Below are 20,280 nucleotides of genomic sequence, written 5' to 3' on the forward strand. Positions count from 1 at the left end.
TTTTTTAGGTGAAGGTGTTATTGTCCCACCTGCTTGCTGATCCCCAACACTCCTTCCGCCATAGCCATCCTGATTAGTCCCATGTTATCATGGATCAAGTCTGGTTTGTCCCCTGCCCATTTCAGTTAAGAGGAGGAATAATGAATCAGCAGCAATAAACGGACGATATCATAAATCTTTATGATTATGATAATGATGGCTTTTTTCTGTGGTTAAATAAATTAAGAAGACTTTTATCGTAAAGTTTGTTGTTTTATCATAACTTTGTATAATTTGCTGGGTTGATCTTCGCTGTGGGCATTTGATCCTCGAAAATGCTGACGCATTTTCTTCGTGCGGTGTTCATTCGAAGGAGCTTATTCAATGTCCTGCGGGAGGAGAGGGAGTGTGAGCCCCCGCATGCGAAGCCGAGGAGGCTCGCATTCCTCTCCGCGGAAAGCAAGTGCCTGGAGCGGAATTCAACAGGCCCAATTCATAAACAAAAAAACAAATATCTTTTAACAAAGAGCCGCTAAGAATGATGCGAGGATATAAAAACGACCAATCACCGTTCCCTGATTTGTAAATTCCGTTTTATTGCATGGAATTATTTGGATTCCCTAAGTTTAGCAGGATTCTTCTCGGCTATTTTATTGCCATAAAATCAATATTCAGCATTAATATAGATCTTATTAAGATTGAACAAACTTCATTTTTATTCCAGAAATTGAAGTGGATTTATCACAAGATATAACTTTAGATAGAAAAAACAGTCTAAATCTAGTAAGATATCCACATGGAATATTAGATAAGGGGTAAAAAAATGAGCGTATTAAATGTACAAAATTTAAGCCACGGTTTTGGTGATCGTGCGATTTTCAATGATGTGTCTTTTCGGCTTTTAAAAGGTGAGCATGTTGGACTGGTAGGGGCAAATGGTGAGGGTAAGTCTACCTTCATGAATATTGTTACCGGTAAGCTGCAGCCTGACGAGGGCAAAGTGGAGTGGTCACGAAAAGTTCGTGTTGGATATTTAGATCAGCATGCTGTCCTGAAAAAAGGCACTACGATGCGTGAGGCTTTGAGCACTGCGTTTCAATATCTTTTTGATGCTGAAGCAGAAATCAATGAACTTTATGCAAAAATGGGTGATGAGGGTGCAGATATCGATGCATTACTCGCAGAAGTTGGAGAGCTGCAAGAAACTTTAGATAGTAATGATTTCTATCAAATTAATTCAAAAGTTGAGGAAGTTGCCCGCGGCCTCGGACTAGACGACGTAGGACTTGATCGTGATATCGATGATCTTAGCGGCGGACAGCGTACCAAGGTTTTACTGGCTAAGCTTTTGCTGGAAAAGCCTGAAATCCTATTACTGGATGAGCCTACAAACTATTTAGATGAACAGCATATCGAATGGCTGAAGCGCTATTTACAGGAATATGAGAATGCATTTATCTTAATTTCTCATGATATTCCATTCTTAAACAGCGTTGTTAACTTGATCTATCACATGGAAAATCAGGAATTGAATCGCTATGTTGGCGACTATGATAACTTCTTAAATGTATATGAAATGAAAAAGCAGCAGCTGGAGGCTGCATACAAGCGTCAACAACAAGAAATTGCCAATTTAAAGGATTTCGTTGCCCGCAACAAGGCAAGTGTTGCAACTCGTAATATGGCGATGTCCCGTCAAAAGAAGCTCGACAAGATGGAAATTATTGAATTGGGGAGAGAAAAGCCGAAGCCGGAGTTTCATTTCAAAGAAGCTCGTGCAGCCAGCAGATGGATTTTCACGACTGAAGATCTTGTTATTGGATACAATGAACCTCTTTCCCGCCCTCTTAATTTGAAAATGGAACGCGGACAAAAAATTGCATTCGTTGGTGCTAACGGTATTGGTAAGTCTACTCTTTTAAAAAGTATCCTCGGATTGATCAATCCTATTTCGGGGAAAGTGGAGCGCGGTGAATATCAATACATCGGTTATTTCGAGCAGGAAGTTAAAGAGTCTAACTACAACACTTGTATTGAAGAAATCTGGAGCGAGTTTCCAAGTATGAATCAGGCTGAAGTTCGTGCTGCTCTTGCAAAGTGCGGACTAACGACGAAACATATTGAAAGTAAAGTGGAAGTCCTTTCAGGCGGCGAAAAAGCAAAAGTTCGATTGTGTAAAATTTTAAATACAGAAACGAATTTATTAATTCTGGACGAACCTACCAACCACTTGGATGTGGATGCAAAAGAAGAATTAAAGCGTGCTTTAAAGGCATATCGCGGAAGTATCCTGATGGTATCCCACGAACCAGATTTCTATCGGGAAATTGCGACCGATATCTGGAATTGTGAGGATTGGACTACGAAAGTTTTTTAATTTCAATTTACAGTTTAAATGTTATAGGTCAATAAATCATACTCCCCTGCCACGCAGGGGAGTTTTCATTTCAGGAGCCCTTTTTACCAGGTTTAAATATTGTTCAAAAAGATTCTTATTTACCTATATATGCTCGATATAGAGGTGTAACTGATATACTCGGCATTTTTCCTATTAATGGATCACAAAAAAGCAATACAGGTAATGGTCTGTTCATGTATAATGAGGGAGTTTTCAATAATGGAAGCGGTTCATTTTATTCTAAAATAATAGACAAAGGAATTAAAACATCTATGACAAAAAAGAAAATTGCCTGGATCACTGACAGCACAGCCTATGTTACTAAGGAGCTGCTGGATCATCCTGACGTTTATGTGGTTCCTCTTTCCATTATATTCGGTGAGGAGTCCTTCGAAGATGGCATCGATTTAAATACTGATCAGCTGTACAGCCGGATTCGGAATGGGAAAGAAGTTCCTAAAACTTCACAGCCCTCGGCAGGAAAATTTGCTGAACTTTTTGAATCATTGAAGCCTGAATATAATGCTGCTGTTGCTGTTCATGTATCCAGCAGGCTAAGCGGCACGTTAAATAGCTGTATAACGGGAGCAGAATTGGCAGGTTTCCCTATCTTCACAGTCGATTCCAAATGTATGTCTTTTGCCATTACATCATTGATCAATAAAGGATTAAAGCTTGCTGAAAATGATATGCCGGAGCATAAAATTGCTGATATTCTGCAAAGTGAGACAGACAAATCCGAGAACTATATATTGCTGGGAAGCCTTGAGCAATTTTATAAAGGCGGCAGGATGTCAGGAACACAATACCTGCTTGGAAGCATATTAAATATAAAGCCCATTATCCGCATTAACCAGCACGGGGAGTTTGAACTGTTTGATAAAGTTCGTTCAGAAAATAAAGCAATTAAGAGAATGATAGAATTGCTTGAGAATTCATATGAAAACCATACCATTCCTCAGGTTCAAATCATGCATGGAAATGCACCCGACAAAGCGGAGGAACTGGCTGAACAAATACAATTTCATTTTCCGCGCCTCGATATTTTCATTGGTGATATTAGCTCCACTATCGCTGCCCATGCCGGTGAAGGGACTCTGGCCATTATATGGCAAAACGCAAGCTAAAAAGCACTCTCCAAAAGGAAAGTGCTTTTTTCTATTCAACCCATGTAAACATGTAATTTTCATCTTCAATTAGTTTAGCGTTTTTCACCAGTTTTAATGGCTTAAATGTATCAATCATAACAGCAAGCTCAAGTGTTTCCTTTTTCCCGATGCTGGCTTCTGTTTTTCCGGGGTGAGGCCCATGTGGAATACCACTTGGATGAAGCGTAATGGATCCTTCTCTAATCCCTTTCCTGCTCATGAAATTGCCTTCCACATAATATAGAAGCTCATCACTGTTCACATTGCTGTGATAGTAAGGGGCAGGAATGGCATCCGGATGGTAATCATATAATCTGGGAACAAAGGAACACACAACAAAGTTATGTCCTTCAAATGTCTGATGAACCGGCGGAGGCTGATGCACCCTTCCGGTAATCGGTTCAAAGTCTTCTATATTAAAGACCCATGGATACAAATAACCGTCCCAGCCCTCCACATCAAGAGGATGGTGGTTTAGAATGTGAGAATGCAAGTATCCCCTGGTTTTCGTGATAACTTCATATTCTCCTCTTTGATTATATGTTTCCAGTTTCTCCGGTCCCCGGATATCCCGTTCACAGAATGGACTATGTTCAAGCAGCTGCCCATACTCATTCCGATATCTTCTAGGAGTTGTAATTTGGCTGAATGACTCCACCAGGAGCACTTTAGTCAGCTGCTCTTTGTCCGGAATCACCCGATAAATAGTGCCGATAGGAATAATGACATAATCTCCTGGCCGATAGGTTAAAGTTCCGAACATAGTCTCAATTTTACCTGTTCCATAGTGAATATAGAGCATCTCATCCCCATCGCCATTCCGGTAAAAGCTTTTCATCGGCTCTGTAATATTAATGGTGCCTATTAAAAGGTCATCATTCCCGAGCAGATATTCCCTTGCTGACAGTGCATCCCCTTTTTTTTCAATTTGATCTGTAAACAAATGCCTATGCTTTAAGCTGTCCTGATCTTCATACTCAGGAACATATTTTCCCATCAGCTCTGTTCGTGCTACTTCTGTCGGCATATAGTGATGATAAAGAATCGATTGGGTGCCGGAAAAACCTTTTGTCCCCATTACCTGTTCCCTGAATAAGGTTCCATCCGATTTTTTAAATGTCGTATGGCGTTTGTGCGGAATTCTCCCCATTTGGCGATAAAACATATTTCCACCTCACTCATTTGCTATGCGATTTTTTAAAATTCCGAGATTGGCAATCTCAAGCTCAACTTCATCTCCCGGCTTCAGCCAGCGGTGAACATCAGTGCCAAGCTCAAGTATGCAGCCGCTTCCTACTGTTCCAGAGCCGATCATTTCACCTGGGCAGAGGGTTACACCGTCAGAAGCCCGTTCAATCATTTCATAAAAGGAATAATAGATATCCTGCATATTCCCCTCTGATAAAAGAGTTCCATTAACTTTAGCGGTCATGAGAAAATCATACCCATTTTCAACACGGAAATTCTCAAGCTCATCCTTTGTCACGATATACGGTCCGATTGATGAGGCAAAATCTTTCCCTTTAGCTGGACCAAGGCCTACCTTCATTTCTTTTCGCTGAATATCTCTTGCACTCCAGTCATTTAAGATGCAATATCCGAAAATATAATCATCTGCTTCACCAGCTTTTATATCCTTTCCTTCTTTACCGATGATACAGGCAATTTCGAGTTCGTAATCAAGCCATTGGCAATCCTTAGGAGGCGAAATCTCTTCATTCGGCCCCTTAATGCTCAGATGGTTAGAAAAATAAAATACAGGGATTTCATACCATTCGGGAATCATATCAAGTCCGCGGTTGGCTCTTGCCGTTTTTACGTGTTCTTCGAAAGCATAGAAATCCCGAAAGCTTTTTGGATTTGGCAGTGGTGCCATTAATTTAACGTCAGATAAAGGATAAACTCCTCTATCAGTATTCTTCAGTTTAGAGCTTGATGATAGGTATTCCATAAAAAACTCATGATTTTCAAGAAAATCAAGCATTGTTTTTGGAAGAACACCATTGGTGGCTTCATGCATATCGACCGCATACTCCTCATTCTTCAGCCAGCCAGCTCTTATGGATCCATCAGGTTTTTGAAAGGTTATGAATTTCATAGTATCACCTTGGGTCCGTTTTTCGGATCAATTCAAATACATCAGTCATTGGCCTCGTGTAAATATGTCCTGCCATCCGGCCAACAGGCTTCAGCTTTTCAGAATTAATCCTTCCATTTTCATAAAGCTCTTCCGCAACATGCACATGCTCCACTTTTCCAATAACGAGACTTCCGGAACCAGGATGTTCTCCAAAGTGAAGTACCTGGTAAAGACTGCATTCCAGATGGACTTTTGATTCTTTTACCCGAGGAGGCTTAACAGCGGCACTTTTTTCCTTTTCAAGACCAGCTTCGGCCAGTTCGTCTGTACCAGCCGGATAATCTGCAGCACATATATTCATTTTTTCAGTAAATTCTTCACTGACTATGTTAATAACGAATTCCTTAGTGGCTTCAATATTAGCAAGCGTATCTTTCTTAGAGCCATCAGACCCTCTTCGCATCGGTGAAAAGCAAATAAGCATCGGATCTGCACATATGGCAGTAAAAAAGCTAAATGGAGCTGCATTGACATTTCCATCTGTATCTATAGTAGTAACAAACGCAATGGGACGAGGCAGAATGGAGCCTACCATCAGCTTATATGCGTCCTTCCATTCAAGACTCTGCGGATTTAATTCCATATGCTCTACACCGCCTCTTCATTCAAGAGTTTTTTTATTACAGCTAATGCGGCTTCATTATCTTCCCTTGTTCCTAAAGTCATTCGAAAGGCATCAGGATACCCTTCAAGCTTCATTTTTCGGACTACCAGGCCATTGGCAATCAAGTTGTCTGCAATAGGATGCTGGCTGAAAATATAAATAAAATTGGTTTGGGAAGGAAAATAGCCGACGTGTAATTCCTTTAGTTCTTTGCACACATATTCCATTTCCTGTGCATTTTTTTCAGCACAGTCCCTGATAAATTCCTGATCATTTAACGCTGCAGCAGCGGCAGCCTGCGCCAGGTGGTTGACATTAAAAACATCCTTTACCTTATGAAGGTCATTCACGATCTCCTTATGCATGATTCCATAGCCGACACGGAGCCCTGCAAGGCCGTAGATTTTTGAAAAAGTTCTTAGAATGATTAAGTTAGGCTTCTGTTTAAGAAGCGGTATAGAATCTGGATAATCCTTGGAATTCACATATTCATAGTATGCTTCATCAAGAATAATCAGGATATTGGGAGGAACATTTTCAATGAACTGCAGCAGTTCTGATTTGCCGACAATAGTTCCTGTAGGGTTGTTTGGATTGCAGACAAATACCATTTTGGTTTTTTCGTTAATCTTCTCATACATGGCATTCAGATTATGAGTTCCGTTTTGAAGCGGTACAGTTATGGCAATGCCGCCTTCTATCACGACGTTTGTTTCATATCGCGGAAATGTATTCTGTGCCATAACAGCTTCATCTCCAGGACTTATGTAAGCTCTAGTCAATAGCCGGATGATCTCTTCTGAACCATTGCTGACCAGAAAATTATCTTCCCTAACATTGTAGAATCCGGCCAATTTGCGTTTAAGCAGGGAAACAGTGCCATCCGGGTAAAAGTATAGACTGTTCATTGCTTTACTGATATTGTTCCTGACTTCAGGTGAACAGCCATATACATTTTCATTATCAGACATTTTCCGGACAGCCATTAAATTGTACTTCTCTTTAATCTCTTCCGGTGAACTGCCCAGCGGATAAGAGATAATTTTCTCTAAAGCGCTTTTTGTCTGGATTTTAGCCATCTGCATCGCCTCCTTCTTTAATTATTAAAAAAGGGAGAAAGCAATTCTCCCTTTTAAGCTGAAAGTTATAAATTCCCCCGTCTTTCCTGCTCACGTTCGATAGATTCAAAGAGTGCTTTAAAGTTGCCTTCACCAAATCCTCTGGCACCTTTACGCTGAATGACTTCAATGAATAGGGTCGGACGGTCTACGATTGGTTTTGTGAAAATTTGAAGCAGATATCCTTCATCATCACGGTCAACGAGAATATTTAATTCCTTTAATTTGCCAATTTCTTCGTCAATCTTCCCCACTCGCTCAGATAGCATTTCATAATAGGAATCAGGAGTGCTTAAAAATTCCACCCCGTTTTTGCGGAGGATGCTGACAGTGCTGACAATATCTTCTGTCAAAATGGCCAGGTGCTGGACTCCAGGCCCATTGTAGTATTCAAGGTATTCTTCAATCTGCGATTTCCGTTTTCCTTCTGCCGGCTCGTTAATCGGGAACTTAATCCGGCCGCCATTATGCATCACCTTGGACATCAGTGCGGAATATTCTGTTGTAATATCTTTATCTGTGAAGTGCTTCATTTCCTTGAAGCCCATTACATTTGCATAATAATTTACCCATTCTTCCATTCTCTCTACATTACCAACAACATGGTCGATTCCGATAAATCCTGCATCCTCAAACGGCACTTCAGTCTGATATGGCTCAAAGCCTGGCATGAAGACCCCTTTATAGTTATTTCGTTCAACAAGTGTGTGAATGGTATCTCCATATGTACCAATTACAGCCTTTTTCACTGTGCCGTGTTCATCCTTTATTTCCGCTGGAGGCTGTATTTCGATTGCACCTCTTTCAACTGCCGCTTTGTATGCCTTTTCAACATCGTCAACAGCTAAAGCTATGTCTTTTACTCCATCTCCATGCTTTTTGATAAAATGTGAAACTCTGGAACTATCATTCAACGTCCCCGTGATCACCAGGCGAATCTTTCTCTGCTGAAGAACATAAGACACTGTTTCCCGATTGCCGGTTTCAAGGCCGGAATAAGCAACTGGCTTAAAGCCGAAAGCTGTGCAGAAATAATGGCAGGACTGTTTTGCATTACCTGAGTATATTTCTAAATAATCTACCTCCTTCACTGGAAAGAAATCGGCTGTTTTTTGTTCATTTAACAATTTTTCATCTTGCATGCTTACCCCTCCGTTTTTAATATTATTAATATTTTGAATTCATCATATAGGAAACATATATATGTTCTCAAGAGTTCAAGTTAAAGCTATAATGCACTTCTGCATTAAAGTAATTTATACTTTTACTTTTTGCGTTTTTTTGCTAGTTGGGGGAATGTGGATTGCCCTGTTCCGTACAGCCTCTACAGCTTCAAGCAAACCTTCATTCACACTTGGATGAGGATAGTTTGGGAAAATTAAATCCTCTTCCCTTGCCCCCATTTCCAATGCAGTAATTCCGGATGAAATGAGTTCAATCGCTCCGGATCCCACCATGTGGATACCCAGAAGAACTTGTTTTTCCCGGCAGCTGATCACTTTAATAAATCCTTCTTTTTTCCCGCTCAAGGTGCTGAATCCATTGGCAGACAATGATGATACTCCAATTTCAATGTCATAGCCCAGGTTAACGGCTTCCTGCTCCGTTAACCCTGCACTTGCAATCGGAGGCTGTGTATGTGCTGCAATCGGTATGAAATGGAAATCTGATTCAGATTTAATTCCCGCAATTGCTTCTGCCGCTGCTTTTCCTTGTTTAATAGCTTTTACAGCAAGTGCAGGACCTTCTGTTACATCACCGACTGCGAAAATATGTTTTTGTGTTGTCCGGCTTTGGCAGTCAACCCTTATAAACCCTGCTTCACATTGTTCCACCCCTATACGGGAAAGCCCCAGCTGGTCAGTATTTGGTCTAATGGAAGAGGAAACAAATAAATGTGTGCCTGAAATGGTTTCACTTTTATCTTTTCTCTTTAAAGTTATTGTTAACATTCCTTCAATATGCTGCAGTTCCGATACTTCCGAATTTCTTACAATGTCTATTTTTTTCTTTTTCAAAATCCTCTTCAATTCCCGGCAAATGGATTGATCAAAGTCAAAATCCTCTTTCCCATCATCTAGAATCAGAGTCACATTTGACCCCAGAGCCTGATAAGCCATACCTATCTCAAGGGAAATGTAATCACTGCCATAGATTACTAGTTTATCGGGTATTTCACTTAAATCTGAAATTGAATGCTGATCAAATACTAAACCACTTAATTCTTTGGTCCAATGAGGCTTTTCCGGTCTTCCTCCGGACGCTATTATGGCATGTTGAAATCGATAGACATCAAATTGATCTCCATTTTCTATGCCAATCTTATCCTCTGACAAAAAAAATGCCGAACCATTCAGAACTTCAATTTTATTAGCATGACAAAGAGCTTCAACCCCTGACCGGAGCTGTTCAATTTTCTTCTGCTTATAATCTTGAAGCTTGTTTAAGTTTAAAGAGATATCTTCTCCTACAAGTCCCCAATTTTCCCCTTCCTGGATTGAAGTGAATTTTTCTGCAGCCTGTGTTAGAACTTTTGAAGGTATGCAGCCTTTATTTAAACAAATCCCGCCAAGCTGGTCTTTTTCAATTAAAGTAACACTGCGTCCAAGCTGGGCAGCACGAATCGCAGCGTGGTAACCTCCAGGTCCGCCGCCGATAATGATGACATCACGCTCATGTGCCAGTTCTCCAACTACCATTTATACCATCTCCAGAACAAGCATTTTCGGATTTTTGATCAATTCAGCCAGCCGGTTTGTAAACCGCACTGCTGTTGCACCGTCCGCCACTCTATGATCAAAAGACATAGAAATATTCATTATGGACCGAATCACTATTTGATCATCATCTGTCACGACAGGCATCTTTTTTGTTTTATGAAAAGATACCAGTGCTGTTTGAGGATGCTGAATTATCGGTGTCGCTCCAAAGCTTCCGCCAAGCGGACCCACATTGCTGATCGTGAATGTCCCGCCGGATATTTCTTTAACCGAAAGCTTATTTGCCATTGCTTTTTCCGTAAGCTTTTTCATTTCTGTATGAATGTCTCTGATTGTCTTATTTTCAACATGCTTGACCACCGGAACGATTAGTCCTTCTTCCGTATCAACCGCAATGCCAATATTATGCTCACCTGCCAAATGTATTTCTTCCTTTTCTTCATGCAGCACAGCATTGAACACAGGAAATTCCTTAAGGCATATCGACAAAGCCTTCAAGAAAAAGGCTGTTGCTGAAATACTTTGTTTTCGAGATTTAATTTCTTCTCTGAAAGTAATCAGTTCGGTTACATCTATCTCCTCAAAATGTGTGCAATGGGGAATGGTAAAAAAGGATTGTGCCATTTTCTTGGCAATCTGCTTCCGTCTGCCCCTAAATGGAACTACTACCTTTTCAGCAGCATTGTTCTTTAAGGGATCCCTTAAAGCTGCTTGCTCCTGTTCCTCATGAGCTGGCGGTGCTTGAAGGGCACCTATGTACTGATAGATGTCTTCATCCAAAACACGGCCGGCAGGACCTGTCCCCGTGACTTTTTCTATAGCAATTTCATTATCACGCGCTATTTTTCTTGTGAAAGGAGAAGCAAGCACCCGTTTTCCTTTGAATGCTACAAACGATTGCTTTTCCTTTTGGGGAGGCTGTGAATAAGCAGGAGCAGAGAAATTAACCTCATTTACGCCTTCCTCACCAGCAGTTTCTAAAATTAATATGGTCGAGCCCACCTTAACCGTATCGCCAGGCTGCACGGTAAATTCCTTTATAATGCCTGCTTTCGGGGCAGGTATTTCAGCAGTCATTTTATCAGTCTGTACTTCAACAAGCGGATCATCTGCTTTGACACTATCTCCCGGCTTAACCAGGAAGCAATTTATATCAGCCTCCGTCATTCCCTCTCCAATATCGTGCAGTTTTACCTCCATGGCTTCCCCTCCTAAAACTTCATAACTTTTTCGATTGCCTGCTTAATCCTAGCCGGAGTTGGCAGATAGTGATCTTCAAAACCAAAATATGGAACGGGCGCATCGAACCCAGTAACCCGTTCTGCAGGTGCTCTCTGATATAAGAAGGATGTATCATTAATGATGGCAAGCACATCATTTCCAACTCCCCCGGTGGCATGAGCTTCATGCACAATAACCGTTCGCCCTGTCTTTTGCACAGATTCGGCAATTACATCTTTATCCAGCGGGTAGAGGGTTCTTAGATCAATGACATCACAATAAATGTTATTTTCCCTCATCTGCTTTGCCGCTTTCATAGCCTCCGGGACCATTGCTCCCCACGTAATGACCGTTACATCGTCTCCATCCATAAGCTTTTTGCCTTTTCCTATTTCAACAGTGTACTTCCCTTCCGGAACTTCTTCTCTGGCTGAACGATAGCAGCGCATCGGCTCAAGAAACAAAACAGGATCCGGATCCTCAATCGCGGCAATCAGCAGTCCCTTGGCGTCATACGGACTGGATGGACAGACGACTTTGATGCCGGGCATATGAGTAAAAATGGCTTCTGTTGAATCACAGTGAATTTCTGGTGCCCTGACTCCTGCACCATAAGGAGCCCTTATAACCATCGGAACAGTAAAATGTCCCATTGTCCGCATCCGGAGTCTTGACGCATGGGTCATGATTTGTTCATATGCAGGATAAATAAAGCCGAGAAACTGAATTTCAATCACCGGCAAAAATCCATTAACAGCCATCCCGATCCCCGCTCCGACAAAACCGGCTTCACTTAAAGGGGTATCGATAACACGGCCTTCTCCATACTTAGCCTGAAGACCATCGGTTGCACGGAAAACACCTCCGTTCTTCCCGATATCCTCACCCAGCAGCAAAACCTCTTCCTTTTCATTCAGCATAGTATCTAATGCATCCGTAATGGCTTGCACTAATGTCATGGTTTTTGCTCCCACTGCTGTTTTCATGATCGGCCGCCTCCAATCAGCTTCAGGTATTCTTCTTTCTGCTGTTTGATTTGCCATGTAGGTTCAGCAAAGACATGGTCAAAAATGACGGCAGGATCTGCAGGTGGAAATTCTTCCATTTCTGCAACAGCTTTATCTACTTCTGCTGCTGCTTCCTCTTCTGCTGCCTGCTGCCAGCTTTCATCAAATACTCCTTCATTTTTCATCCAGCGCTCCAGTCTTAAAATAGGGTCGCTCTCCTGTCTTCTGCTATTGCTTTCTGATTGTTCTCGGTATTTGGATGGATCATCCGCTGTAGTATGGGCCCCGTATCTCCACGTCACCGCTTCAATCAGGGTCGGCCCTTCACCTTTACGGGCCCTCGCTAAGGCTTTTAATGTTTCAAAATACACCATGAAAACGTCATTCCCGTCGACTCTTACTCCCGGAATATCATATGCCAGTGCTTTCTGGGCAATCGTTTTGGTATTCATCTGCTTCTCAAAAGGAACAGAAATGGCATACTGATTATTCTGATTAAAAAAGACTACAGGGGCTTTAAATACGCTTGCGAAATTCAATCCTTCATGAAAATCCCCCTCAGAGGTAGCACCATCACCAAAATAAGCAATTGCAGCATTGGCCGTGCCTTTTTTCCTTTCTGCAAATGCAGCTCCTGCTGCATGGGGAATTTGTGTCGCGATCGGAATGCCCGGAGGGAAAATTTTCTTTCCCTCAGGCGGCACACATCCTTCATTTCTTCCATTCCAAAATAACAGGATATTACGCAGGGAGTGGCCAAAGATCATAGCTGCTCCGTGGTCACGATAGGTAGGAAACAACCAATCGTGCTCCTCCAGGGCAGCAGCCGTTCCGACCTGGGAAGCCTCCTGTCCTTCAAAAGGAGCATAGGTGCCTATCCTGCCCTGCCGCTGAAGTGAAATAGCTTTTCGGTCAAAAGTACGGATTCTAACCATAAGTCTATAAAACTCTTTTACAAGTTTTTCTGTTACTTTTCCTTTATATTCGGAATTGATGATCGTTCCATTTTCGTCCATTATTTGTCTGATCGGAAAGTGGTTTTCCATCTTCTCACCCTTTGGCCGGTAAATTATTTATTAAACTTTAATACTGTAAAAATATTGTTATCCGAGCAAAAAAATTAGGTTCTTACTGCCCATTTCGGGCGTTTCATATGGGAGAAAAAGCTGTTTCTGCGTGTTCGCGCTTCAATTCGGCTTTCACAGAATTGGTTGGATGCTTCAACTGTTGTAATACCTTTTGCTTCAGCATGTTCGTAGATGTTCAGAAGAGAGTTATAAATGGCTTTCGTTTTGCGGAGTACTCTTTCTTTATTAGGTGTATATAATTCATCTGCAACCTGGATTAATCCCCCGGCATTAACGATATAATCGGGAGCATATAAAATACCTTTATTTTTAAGAATTTGTCCATGGTGTATATCCATCAGCTGGTTATTCGCAGATCCTACAACCGCTTTAACCTTAAGCAGGTCAATTGTGTCATCATTAATGATGCCGCCCATTGCACATGGAACAAAAAAATCGGCCGGGGCATCATATATTTCATTGCTTGATAACACTTTCACACCTGCTCCAATTTCTTTTGCCTTACTGAGAAGCTGATTGATTGCCTGCTGGCTTATATCTGTAACAAATAAATCTGCCCCTTCTTCCAGCAGTCTTTCTGCGACTTTATATCCAACCTTGCCCAGCCCCTGAATAGCATAACTTTTGCCTGAAAGGTCATCTGTTCCGCTTAGTGCTTTATTTGTTGCCTGCAGCCCGTATATAACACCCTGAGCCGTTGGTACGGAAGAATCGCCGCTTCCGCCGTAAACCTCATCAACCCCTACAATGCAGTTCGTTTCTTTTAAGGCATGAACGAAATCTTCCGTAGTAGTTCCCATGTCCGTGCCAGTGTAGAAGCGTCCGTTCAATGATTCCACAAATTGGCCAAAAGCACGGAACAGCTCAGGTGTTTTATCCTTTGCCGGATCCCCGATAATAACAGCCTTCCCGCCCCCGAAGTCACAATCGGCAGCAGCGCATTTATAAGTCATGCCTTTTGATAATCGGAGAACATCTTCAAGGGCGTCGTCTACACTGTTGTAGGGAAACATACGGCAGCCACCTAATGCTGGCCCCAATCTGGTGCTGTGGATGGCAATAATAGCCTTCAATCCTGTAGATTCATCGTTGCAGAAAACAACTTGTTCATGATCTTTAATTTTTTGAAACATATCTGTCATCTCATTCTCCCCTTTATTTATGGTAGCGCTTACAATAATATTGAAAATAAAAATGGTTTTGAGCTCTAATATTCCTATTCTTTTAATCTTTCTTTAACATTTCTGAAATCCTGCTTTTCTTCAAGATAACCTGTTTCACTTCCCCTTCTCCAGCCAGAACTTCTCCATTGTGAACTGTTACATTTGAGTAAACTGAATTTCCTTCCAGCTTCGATACGGTAGCTGTTATGACTATGGAGGATCCTTCAGCTGATGGTGATAAATGCCTGGCAGAAACAGCTCCCCCCATCCCTTCTTCATCCTTATCTAAATAAGGAGTGATCAGGAGGCGGGAGGCCAGCTCCATGTGATAGATCATGGTTACAGTTGAATAGACAGGATGAATGACCTCGCCTTCAAATTGTGCGAACATCTCAGGAGAAACCACTGCATGGATAACTGCCTGGTTCCCAATCTGCAGCCCAGGTTTCATAACATCCCTCCCTTTTGATCATAAAATATGTATGACGTTTATTTAACGATATGATACCATTACGTTAAATAAATAGTCAATAAATTGTAAAAACTTTAAAAATTCTTTTGATTTGATCCCATGTAAAAAGGATTAACCAGCATATTGGCTAATCCTTTTTATTTTTCTAAGAAAGCAGCGCACGATCACTTGCCATTTTTGTTCCGCGAATTCGCTGAAATTCATTTAATAGCTGTTCAATTGTCAGGTGCTGTTTCTGTGTTTCATCCACTTCAAGAATAATCTGTCCTTTATCCATCATAATCAGCCTGTTTCCTAAATCCAGCGCCTGCTGCATATTATGAGTGACCATTAAGGTTGTTAAATTGTACTTTTGAACAATTTCTTTTGTAAGATTCGTAATAAGCTCTGCACGTGCAGGATCCAGAGCTGCTGTGTGTTCATCCAGCAATAGAATGGAGGGCTCTGTGAAGGTTGCCATTAACAATGAAAGCGCCTGCCGCTCTCCTCCTGATAATAAACCAACCTTGGCATTTAGGCGGTTTTCAAGGCCCAGATGCAGGGTCTCCAGAACTTCTCGGAAATAGTCTCTTCGCTTTTTCGTCACTCCTTTTCGTAAAGTTCTTGTTTTATTCCTTGAATATGCCATGGCGAGATTTTCTTCTATGGTCATGGACGGGGCAGTACCAGCCATCGGATCCTGAAAAACCCTGCCTATCAGCTTTGACCGTTTATATTCTGACATGCCAGTGACATTTTGGCTGTCAATAAAAACAGACCCAACATCAGGAATCATCACGCCCGAGATAATATTCATTAAAGTGGATTTCCCTGCCCCATTACTACCTATGACTGTGACAAAGTCTCCTTCATTCAATGTAAGATTGATTGTATCTAGTGCGATTTTTTCATCAGGTGTTCCTTCATTGAAGACTTTATGAATCTGATTTAATTGCAGCACCAGCCTCATCCTTTCTGCCTGATGGCAATTCACTAATATCCATACTTCCTGCAAGACGTTTAGCTTTCCTCTTCTTTTCCTTGGTGCGGTCTATGATCTTCGGCATGATTAATGCGAGTATGACGATTGTGGCGGTAATCAGCTTCATATCACCCGGCTCAAGGAACTCTACCCTTAGTGCCATGGTAACCACGATTCGATAGATAATGGCTCCGCCAATAACCGCTAAAGTCGTTCTGGCAATCGTTTTTGTTCCGAACAGGGCCTCGCCTATAATAACTGACGCCAGTCCGATAATAATCATTCCGATCCCCATGCCAACATCAGCGAATCCGCCCTGCTGGGCAATCAGAGCACCTGAGAAAGCGACCATCGCATTGGAAAGGCCCAGCCCTAAAATCACCATCATATTGGTATTGGCCGAAAGACTGCGGATCATCCTCTTGTTGTCGCCTGTTGCCCTTAAAGCTAAACCAATTTCAGTTTGAAGAAAGCGATCTGTCAAAAATTTAATAACCAATGTCACTGCTAACATAAAAAGAATAATTCCCCATGTCCTCGGAAGACTGTCGCCAAGGCCAATCATGGACAAGATTGCATTAAAGAAAGAATCGATTCCCGTTTTATCCCAAAACTCTCTTACATGTGTCATGGCTGTCTCTGTATTTAAGAGAGGAACATTTGATTTCCCCATGATGCGAAGGTTTATCGAATATAGAGCAATCATCATCAGGATTCCTGATAAAAGAGCATTAATTTTTCCGAAAGTATGAATAATACCTGTCAGGCAGCCGGCAATAAAACCGGAAAATAAAGCAATTACTGTAGCAAGAAACGGATTAGCTCCGCTGACAATCATAGTTGCAGCTACAGCCGCTCCAGTCACAAAACTCCCATCGACTGTTAAATCCGGAAAATCCAGGACCCTGAAGGAAAGATATACTCCAAGTGCCATAATCGCGTATATAATTCCTGACTCAAATGCACCGAAGATCGCTGTAAACACTAAGTATCACACCCTTTGTTTAATTCTTTTAGGCTTAGCTTAAAAAGCAGCCGGCCAGATTATGTAATTCCAGCCGGCAGGTTTTTTTACTCTTCATGAAATTCTGCGAAATCAGCCCATTCCTCTTTTACTTCAAGGCCCTGCGCTTCAGCTGCTTTTTTATTGATGACCAGTTTCAGGCTTCCAGGTAGCTCAACAGGGATTTCTGAAGGCTTTTTGTTTCCTTTAAGAATCTCAGCGGCCATCTTGCCTGTCTGATAGCCAAGATCAAAGTAGTTGAATCCGCTGGCTGCTATAGCTCCGCGTTTCATAGAATCCAGCTCTCCAACGAATAAAGGAATTTTTTTGCTGTCAGCGACTGAGATAACGGATTCAAGAGCCGATACTACTGTATTATCCGTAGGGATATAGATTGCATCCACTCTTCCAACAAGTGAGTCAGCAGCCTGCTTTACCTCAGCAGAGGTTGAAACAGAGGCTTCCACAATCTTTGCACCTTTTGGTTCTGCAAGTTCTTTGACTTGTTTAACCTGAACCTCGGAATTTTGCTCTCCGGAATTGTAGATGATGCCAATTTTTTTAACACCTGCTTCATCAATCATAAAATCAATGGTTTTTGAAGTTCCTTCCGGGTGGTTATCTGTAGTTCCTGTAATATTGTCTCCAGGCTGATCAAATGATTCAACAAGACCCGCACCGACAGGGTCTGTAACAGATGTAAAGAGAATTGGAATGTCTTTAGTCGCATTAAGGGCACTGACGGCACTTGGAGTGGCGTTTGCAAAGATCATATCCACTTTATCGCCGACAAAATTATTGGCAATCGACTGGGTATTGTTCATGTCAGCCTGAGCATTTTGGAAATCAAATTTTACATTATCTCCTTCTTTAAAGCCTTCATCATCCAGAGCCTTTTTAAATCCCTCAGTCGCTGCATCCAGGGAAGGATGTTCGACAAATTGTGAGATGCCAATTGTGTATTGCTTCTTTTCATTTCCTTCTGAAGAAGAGCTGCTGGATTTCTCCTGTCCGCATCCACTCAAAACGAGCATGCCTGCAGCCATTAATAAAGAAAAAGCTTTCAACGATTTTTTCATTATATGACCCCCTATAAAACATTATTAACTATCAGCTGGCTGATAGCTTCTACAATATGTATGCGCTTACATGATGAAGTGAATAAATGGTTATTACCATTTATATGATATTTACTTTAGTTATCGTAAATACATCGTTATATTATCACCCTAAGCCTTTGAGTGTCAATAATATTCTAAAAATTTGATATATTTAATAAACCGACAAAAAAGCAAGCAGGTGTTTGAATCCCTCCTTGCTAGTTTAATAGCTTCTTAGCATATTGAAGCTGAAGATCCGCATCCTCGATCATTTTATCCATAAGTTCCTTCACAGGCGGAAGATCAGCAATCAGGCCGGCTATCTGGCCGCTGTTCATAAAACCTTCCTCACCGTTTCCTTTTATCGCTCCAATTTTATGATAGTCTTCAGAAGTGAGCTTATTAAACTCCTCAAAAGAGATGCCCTGTTTTTCGTAATTCAGTAATTTATTGGCATAGCCGGTGGAAAGCACTCTTCTTATCCGTCCTACTGATCTTCCTACTACAACTGTTTCATGATCAGATGCTTCAATAATGTTCTTTTTATATTGCGGATGAAAGGGAGCCTCTTTGGTTGCAATGAATCTTGTGCCCATTTGAACACCGCTCGCCCCCAGGGCAAGCATGGCAGCAAGCCCTTTACCATCCCCAATTCCTCCTGCTGCCACCACTGGAACTGAGACTTTGGCTGCTATTTGAGGGATCAATACAAGTGTAGTAGTTTCAAGAGCACTATTTATTCCCGCTGCCTCATACCCTTCCGCCACAATGACATCAGCACCGGCTGCCTCTGCTTTCAGCGCCTGCCTTACAGAAGCTGCCACAGTAATGACCTTCACTCCATTTTCATGCAGCCTGGGTATAAAAGGCGCAGGATTTCCGGCAGAAAGGGATACTGCAGGAATTTTATGTTTAATGACCAGGGATAAGACTTCCTTAACATAAGGGGAAACACTTAAGGCAATGTTTACGGCAAAGGGCTTATCTGTTAAGCTCTTAGTCTCCTCTATTATTTTATTTACCTCCTCAGGAGGCATTGTTCCCGCACCAATTGTGCCAAGCCCGCCAGCTTCAGATACCGCTGCTGTTAATACAGCATTGCTTATATTACCCATGCCTCCTTGAATAATTGGATATTTAACATTTAAAATATCGGTAAGTCTATTCAATTAAATTCCTCCTTCGTTAAAATAATGTTATACTAATTTTAATAGTTTGACAATTGAAAAAATGTTAAAAAAAGAGCCATCCTGCGTTCTCTTCAGCAGGGTGGCTTTGTTACTCAACCATGTAGGGATGATTTAATGCGTCATAATCGGCATCTCTGTTTTTCAGTTCATTTCCTTCCTTAAAAACACTCTCAAAGAATCTGGATGCGGGTTCTGCCAACTCTTTGTAATACTCACTAAATAAAGCAGCAGCATGACTGCCAAGCCACTTATCCGGAAGAAGTTCTTCAGGAAGTCCTGGATCCACAAATAGAAACTTCCGGTATTCATGCACCAGCTTGGTTCTCTCTACGAAACACTCTGCATCAGACATGTTTCCTTTCAAAATTTTATTTTTATCAATAATATATTTCTGGCTGTATTGAGAAATAAACTCCTGATATTTTTCATTAATTTCTGTCAGGTTCCAGCTTTTCTCTACTATTTCTTTATTTTTATGCGGACCAGCATAGCGGGCAATAAAGAAGTCAACATAGTTGGCAATATCATATTTCTCAATCAGGTCAAAAACCTGTTTTTCAAGATTATTAGCTGAAATCCAGCAGCTGCTGGACATGGATCCAAAACCGCTCCATACAAGCTCCTTACGCAGCTCATCCCTTACATTTCGTATTTCCTCCGGGATGGTATACATCAGGATGCGCCACTCACCATCCCATTCTTCTGGCTTTAACTTAAAAATACGCTTAGCAGCTTCCTCAATTCTTTTCTGTCCTCTTGGCGATAAGGAATAATAGCTTTTATTGCCTATTTTTTCTGCACTCACCCAGCCCTGCTTATTCATTCTTGAAATAGCCGCTCTGACAGACTGGTCATTGTGCCCGAACTCACTTAAAAGCTTTATTAGACTGCCTATCCAAATTTTACTGCCATAATGTGTAATATAATCTCCATAAAGTGTGAAAATCATAGATCTTGTATTCAACTTG

18 protein-coding genes are annotated in these 20,280 nt (G+C 41.5%); 2 read left to right on the forward strand and 16 right to left on the reverse strand.

The window, feature by feature from the left end; translation table 11 throughout:
• Positions 1-802: 802 nt before the first annotated feature.
• Both AC6CHU_RS23685 and AC6CHU_RS23690 read left to right on the forward strand, forming a co-directional pair.
• Positions 803-2,356 (forward strand): ABC-F family ATP-binding cassette domain-containing protein, encoded by a 1,554-nt coding sequence (locus tag AC6CHU_RS23685; protein ID WP_159869429.1) that lies wholly within the window; start codon positions 803-805, stop codon positions 2,354-2,356.
• Between the two features lie 293 nt (positions 2,357-2,649).
• On the forward strand, positions 2,650-3,504 hold the full coding sequence (locus AC6CHU_RS23690; RefSeq protein WP_159869426.1) for a DegV family protein: 855 nt from the start codon (positions 2,650-2,652) through the stop codon (positions 3,502-3,504).
• A 31-nt stretch (positions 3,505-3,535) separates the two neighbouring features.
• On the opposite strand, the gene AC6CHU_RS23695 is transcribed toward AC6CHU_RS23690, so the two are convergent.
• The 16 genes from AC6CHU_RS23695 to paaX form a co-directional block, all read right to left on the reverse strand.
• A complete protein-coding gene (locus AC6CHU_RS23695; protein ID WP_159869423.1) occupies positions 3,536-4,690 on the reverse strand; it encodes a homogentisate 1,2-dioxygenase in 1,155 nt (384 codons plus the stop codon).
• A 9-nt stretch (positions 4,691-4,699) separates the two neighbouring features.
• Positions 4,700-5,623 carry a fumarylacetoacetate hydrolase family protein gene (locus tag AC6CHU_RS23700; RefSeq protein WP_159869420.1) on the reverse strand — a complete coding sequence of 308 codons (924 nt, stop codon included), beginning with the start codon at positions 5,621-5,623 and terminating at the stop codon, positions 4,700-4,702.
• A gap of 4 nt (positions 5,624-5,627) precedes the next feature.
• Entirely contained in the window at positions 5,628-6,248 is a 621-nt protein-coding gene (locus AC6CHU_RS23705; RefSeq protein WP_159869417.1) for a flavin reductase family protein, read from the reverse strand.
• Between the two features lie 5 nt (positions 6,249-6,253).
• The gene (gene hisC, locus AC6CHU_RS23710) at positions 6,254-7,348 is read right to left on the reverse strand and encodes a histidinol-phosphate transaminase (RefSeq protein ID WP_159869414.1); all 1,095 of its coding nucleotides are present in this window, start codon (positions 7,346-7,348) and stop codon (positions 6,254-6,256) included.
• Positions 7,349-7,413: 65 nt separating this feature from the next.
• A complete protein-coding gene (hppD, locus tag AC6CHU_RS23715; protein WP_159869411.1) occupies positions 7,414-8,529 on the reverse strand; it encodes a 4-hydroxyphenylpyruvate dioxygenase in 1,116 nt (371 codons plus the stop codon).
• Positions 8,530-8,643: 114 nt separating this feature from the next.
• Positions 8,644-10,086 (reverse strand): dihydrolipoyl dehydrogenase, encoded by a 1,443-nt coding sequence (gene lpdA / locus AC6CHU_RS23720; protein WP_159869408.1) that lies wholly within the window; start codon positions 10,084-10,086, stop codon positions 8,644-8,646.
• Positions 10,087-11,307, reverse strand: a complete 1,221-nt coding sequence (locus AC6CHU_RS23725; RefSeq protein ID WP_159869405.1) for a dihydrolipoamide acetyltransferase family protein — start codon at positions 11,305-11,307, stop codon at positions 10,087-10,089.
• An 11-nt stretch (positions 11,308-11,318) separates the two neighbouring features.
• Positions 11,319-12,314, reverse strand: a complete 996-nt coding sequence (locus AC6CHU_RS23730) for an alpha-ketoacid dehydrogenase subunit beta (protein ID WP_159869402.1) — start codon at positions 12,312-12,314, stop codon at positions 11,319-11,321.
• Positions 12,311-13,381, reverse strand: coding sequence for a pyruvate dehydrogenase (acetyl-transferring) E1 component subunit alpha (gene pdhA / locus AC6CHU_RS23735; protein WP_159869399.1), 1,071 nt, complete (start codon positions 13,379-13,381; stop codon positions 12,311-12,313). Before pdhA ends, AC6CHU_RS23730 begins: the two co-directional genes overlap by 4 nt.
• Positions 13,382-13,455: 74 nt before the next feature.
• On the reverse strand, positions 13,456-14,565 hold the full coding sequence (locus tag AC6CHU_RS23740; protein ID WP_159869396.1) for a Leu/Phe/Val dehydrogenase: 1,110 nt from the start codon (positions 14,563-14,565) through the stop codon (positions 13,456-13,458).
• Between the two features lie 82 nt (positions 14,566-14,647).
• Entirely contained in the window at positions 14,648-15,037 is a 390-nt protein-coding gene (locus tag AC6CHU_RS23745) for a thioesterase family protein (RefSeq protein ID WP_159869393.1), read from the reverse strand.
• Positions 15,038-15,203: 166 nt separating this feature from the next.
• Positions 15,204-15,998: an ABC transporter ATP-binding protein gene (locus AC6CHU_RS23750; protein WP_159869390.1), complete on the reverse strand. Its 795-nt coding sequence runs from the start codon at positions 15,996-15,998 to the stop codon at positions 15,204-15,206.
• Positions 15,973-17,004, reverse strand: coding sequence for an ABC transporter permease (locus AC6CHU_RS23755; RefSeq protein WP_159869387.1), 1,032 nt, complete (start codon positions 17,002-17,004; stop codon positions 15,973-15,975). The genes AC6CHU_RS23750 and AC6CHU_RS23755 overlap by 26 nt, the downstream gene beginning before the upstream one ends.
• A gap of 86 nt (positions 17,005-17,090) precedes the next feature.
• Complete coding sequence (locus tag AC6CHU_RS23760; RefSeq protein WP_159869384.1) at positions 17,091-18,101, reverse strand: ABC transporter substrate-binding protein; 1,011 nt, start codon at positions 18,099-18,101, stop codon at positions 17,091-17,093.
• Positions 18,102-18,340: 239 nt separating this feature from the next.
• A complete protein-coding gene (locus AC6CHU_RS23765; RefSeq protein WP_498122947.1) occupies positions 18,341-19,291 on the reverse strand; it encodes an NAD(P)H-dependent flavin oxidoreductase in 951 nt (316 codons plus the stop codon).
• 109 nt (positions 19,292-19,400) lie between these two features.
• The gene (gene paaX / locus AC6CHU_RS23770) at positions 19,401-20,276 is read right to left on the reverse strand and encodes a phenylacetic acid degradation operon negative regulatory protein PaaX (RefSeq protein ID WP_159869378.1); all 876 of its coding nucleotides are present in this window, start codon (positions 20,274-20,276) and stop codon (positions 19,401-19,403) included.
• Positions 20,277-20,280: the final 4 nt, after the last annotated feature.

It is taken from the genome of Cytobacillus sp. GQ23, from assembly GCF_059758675.1.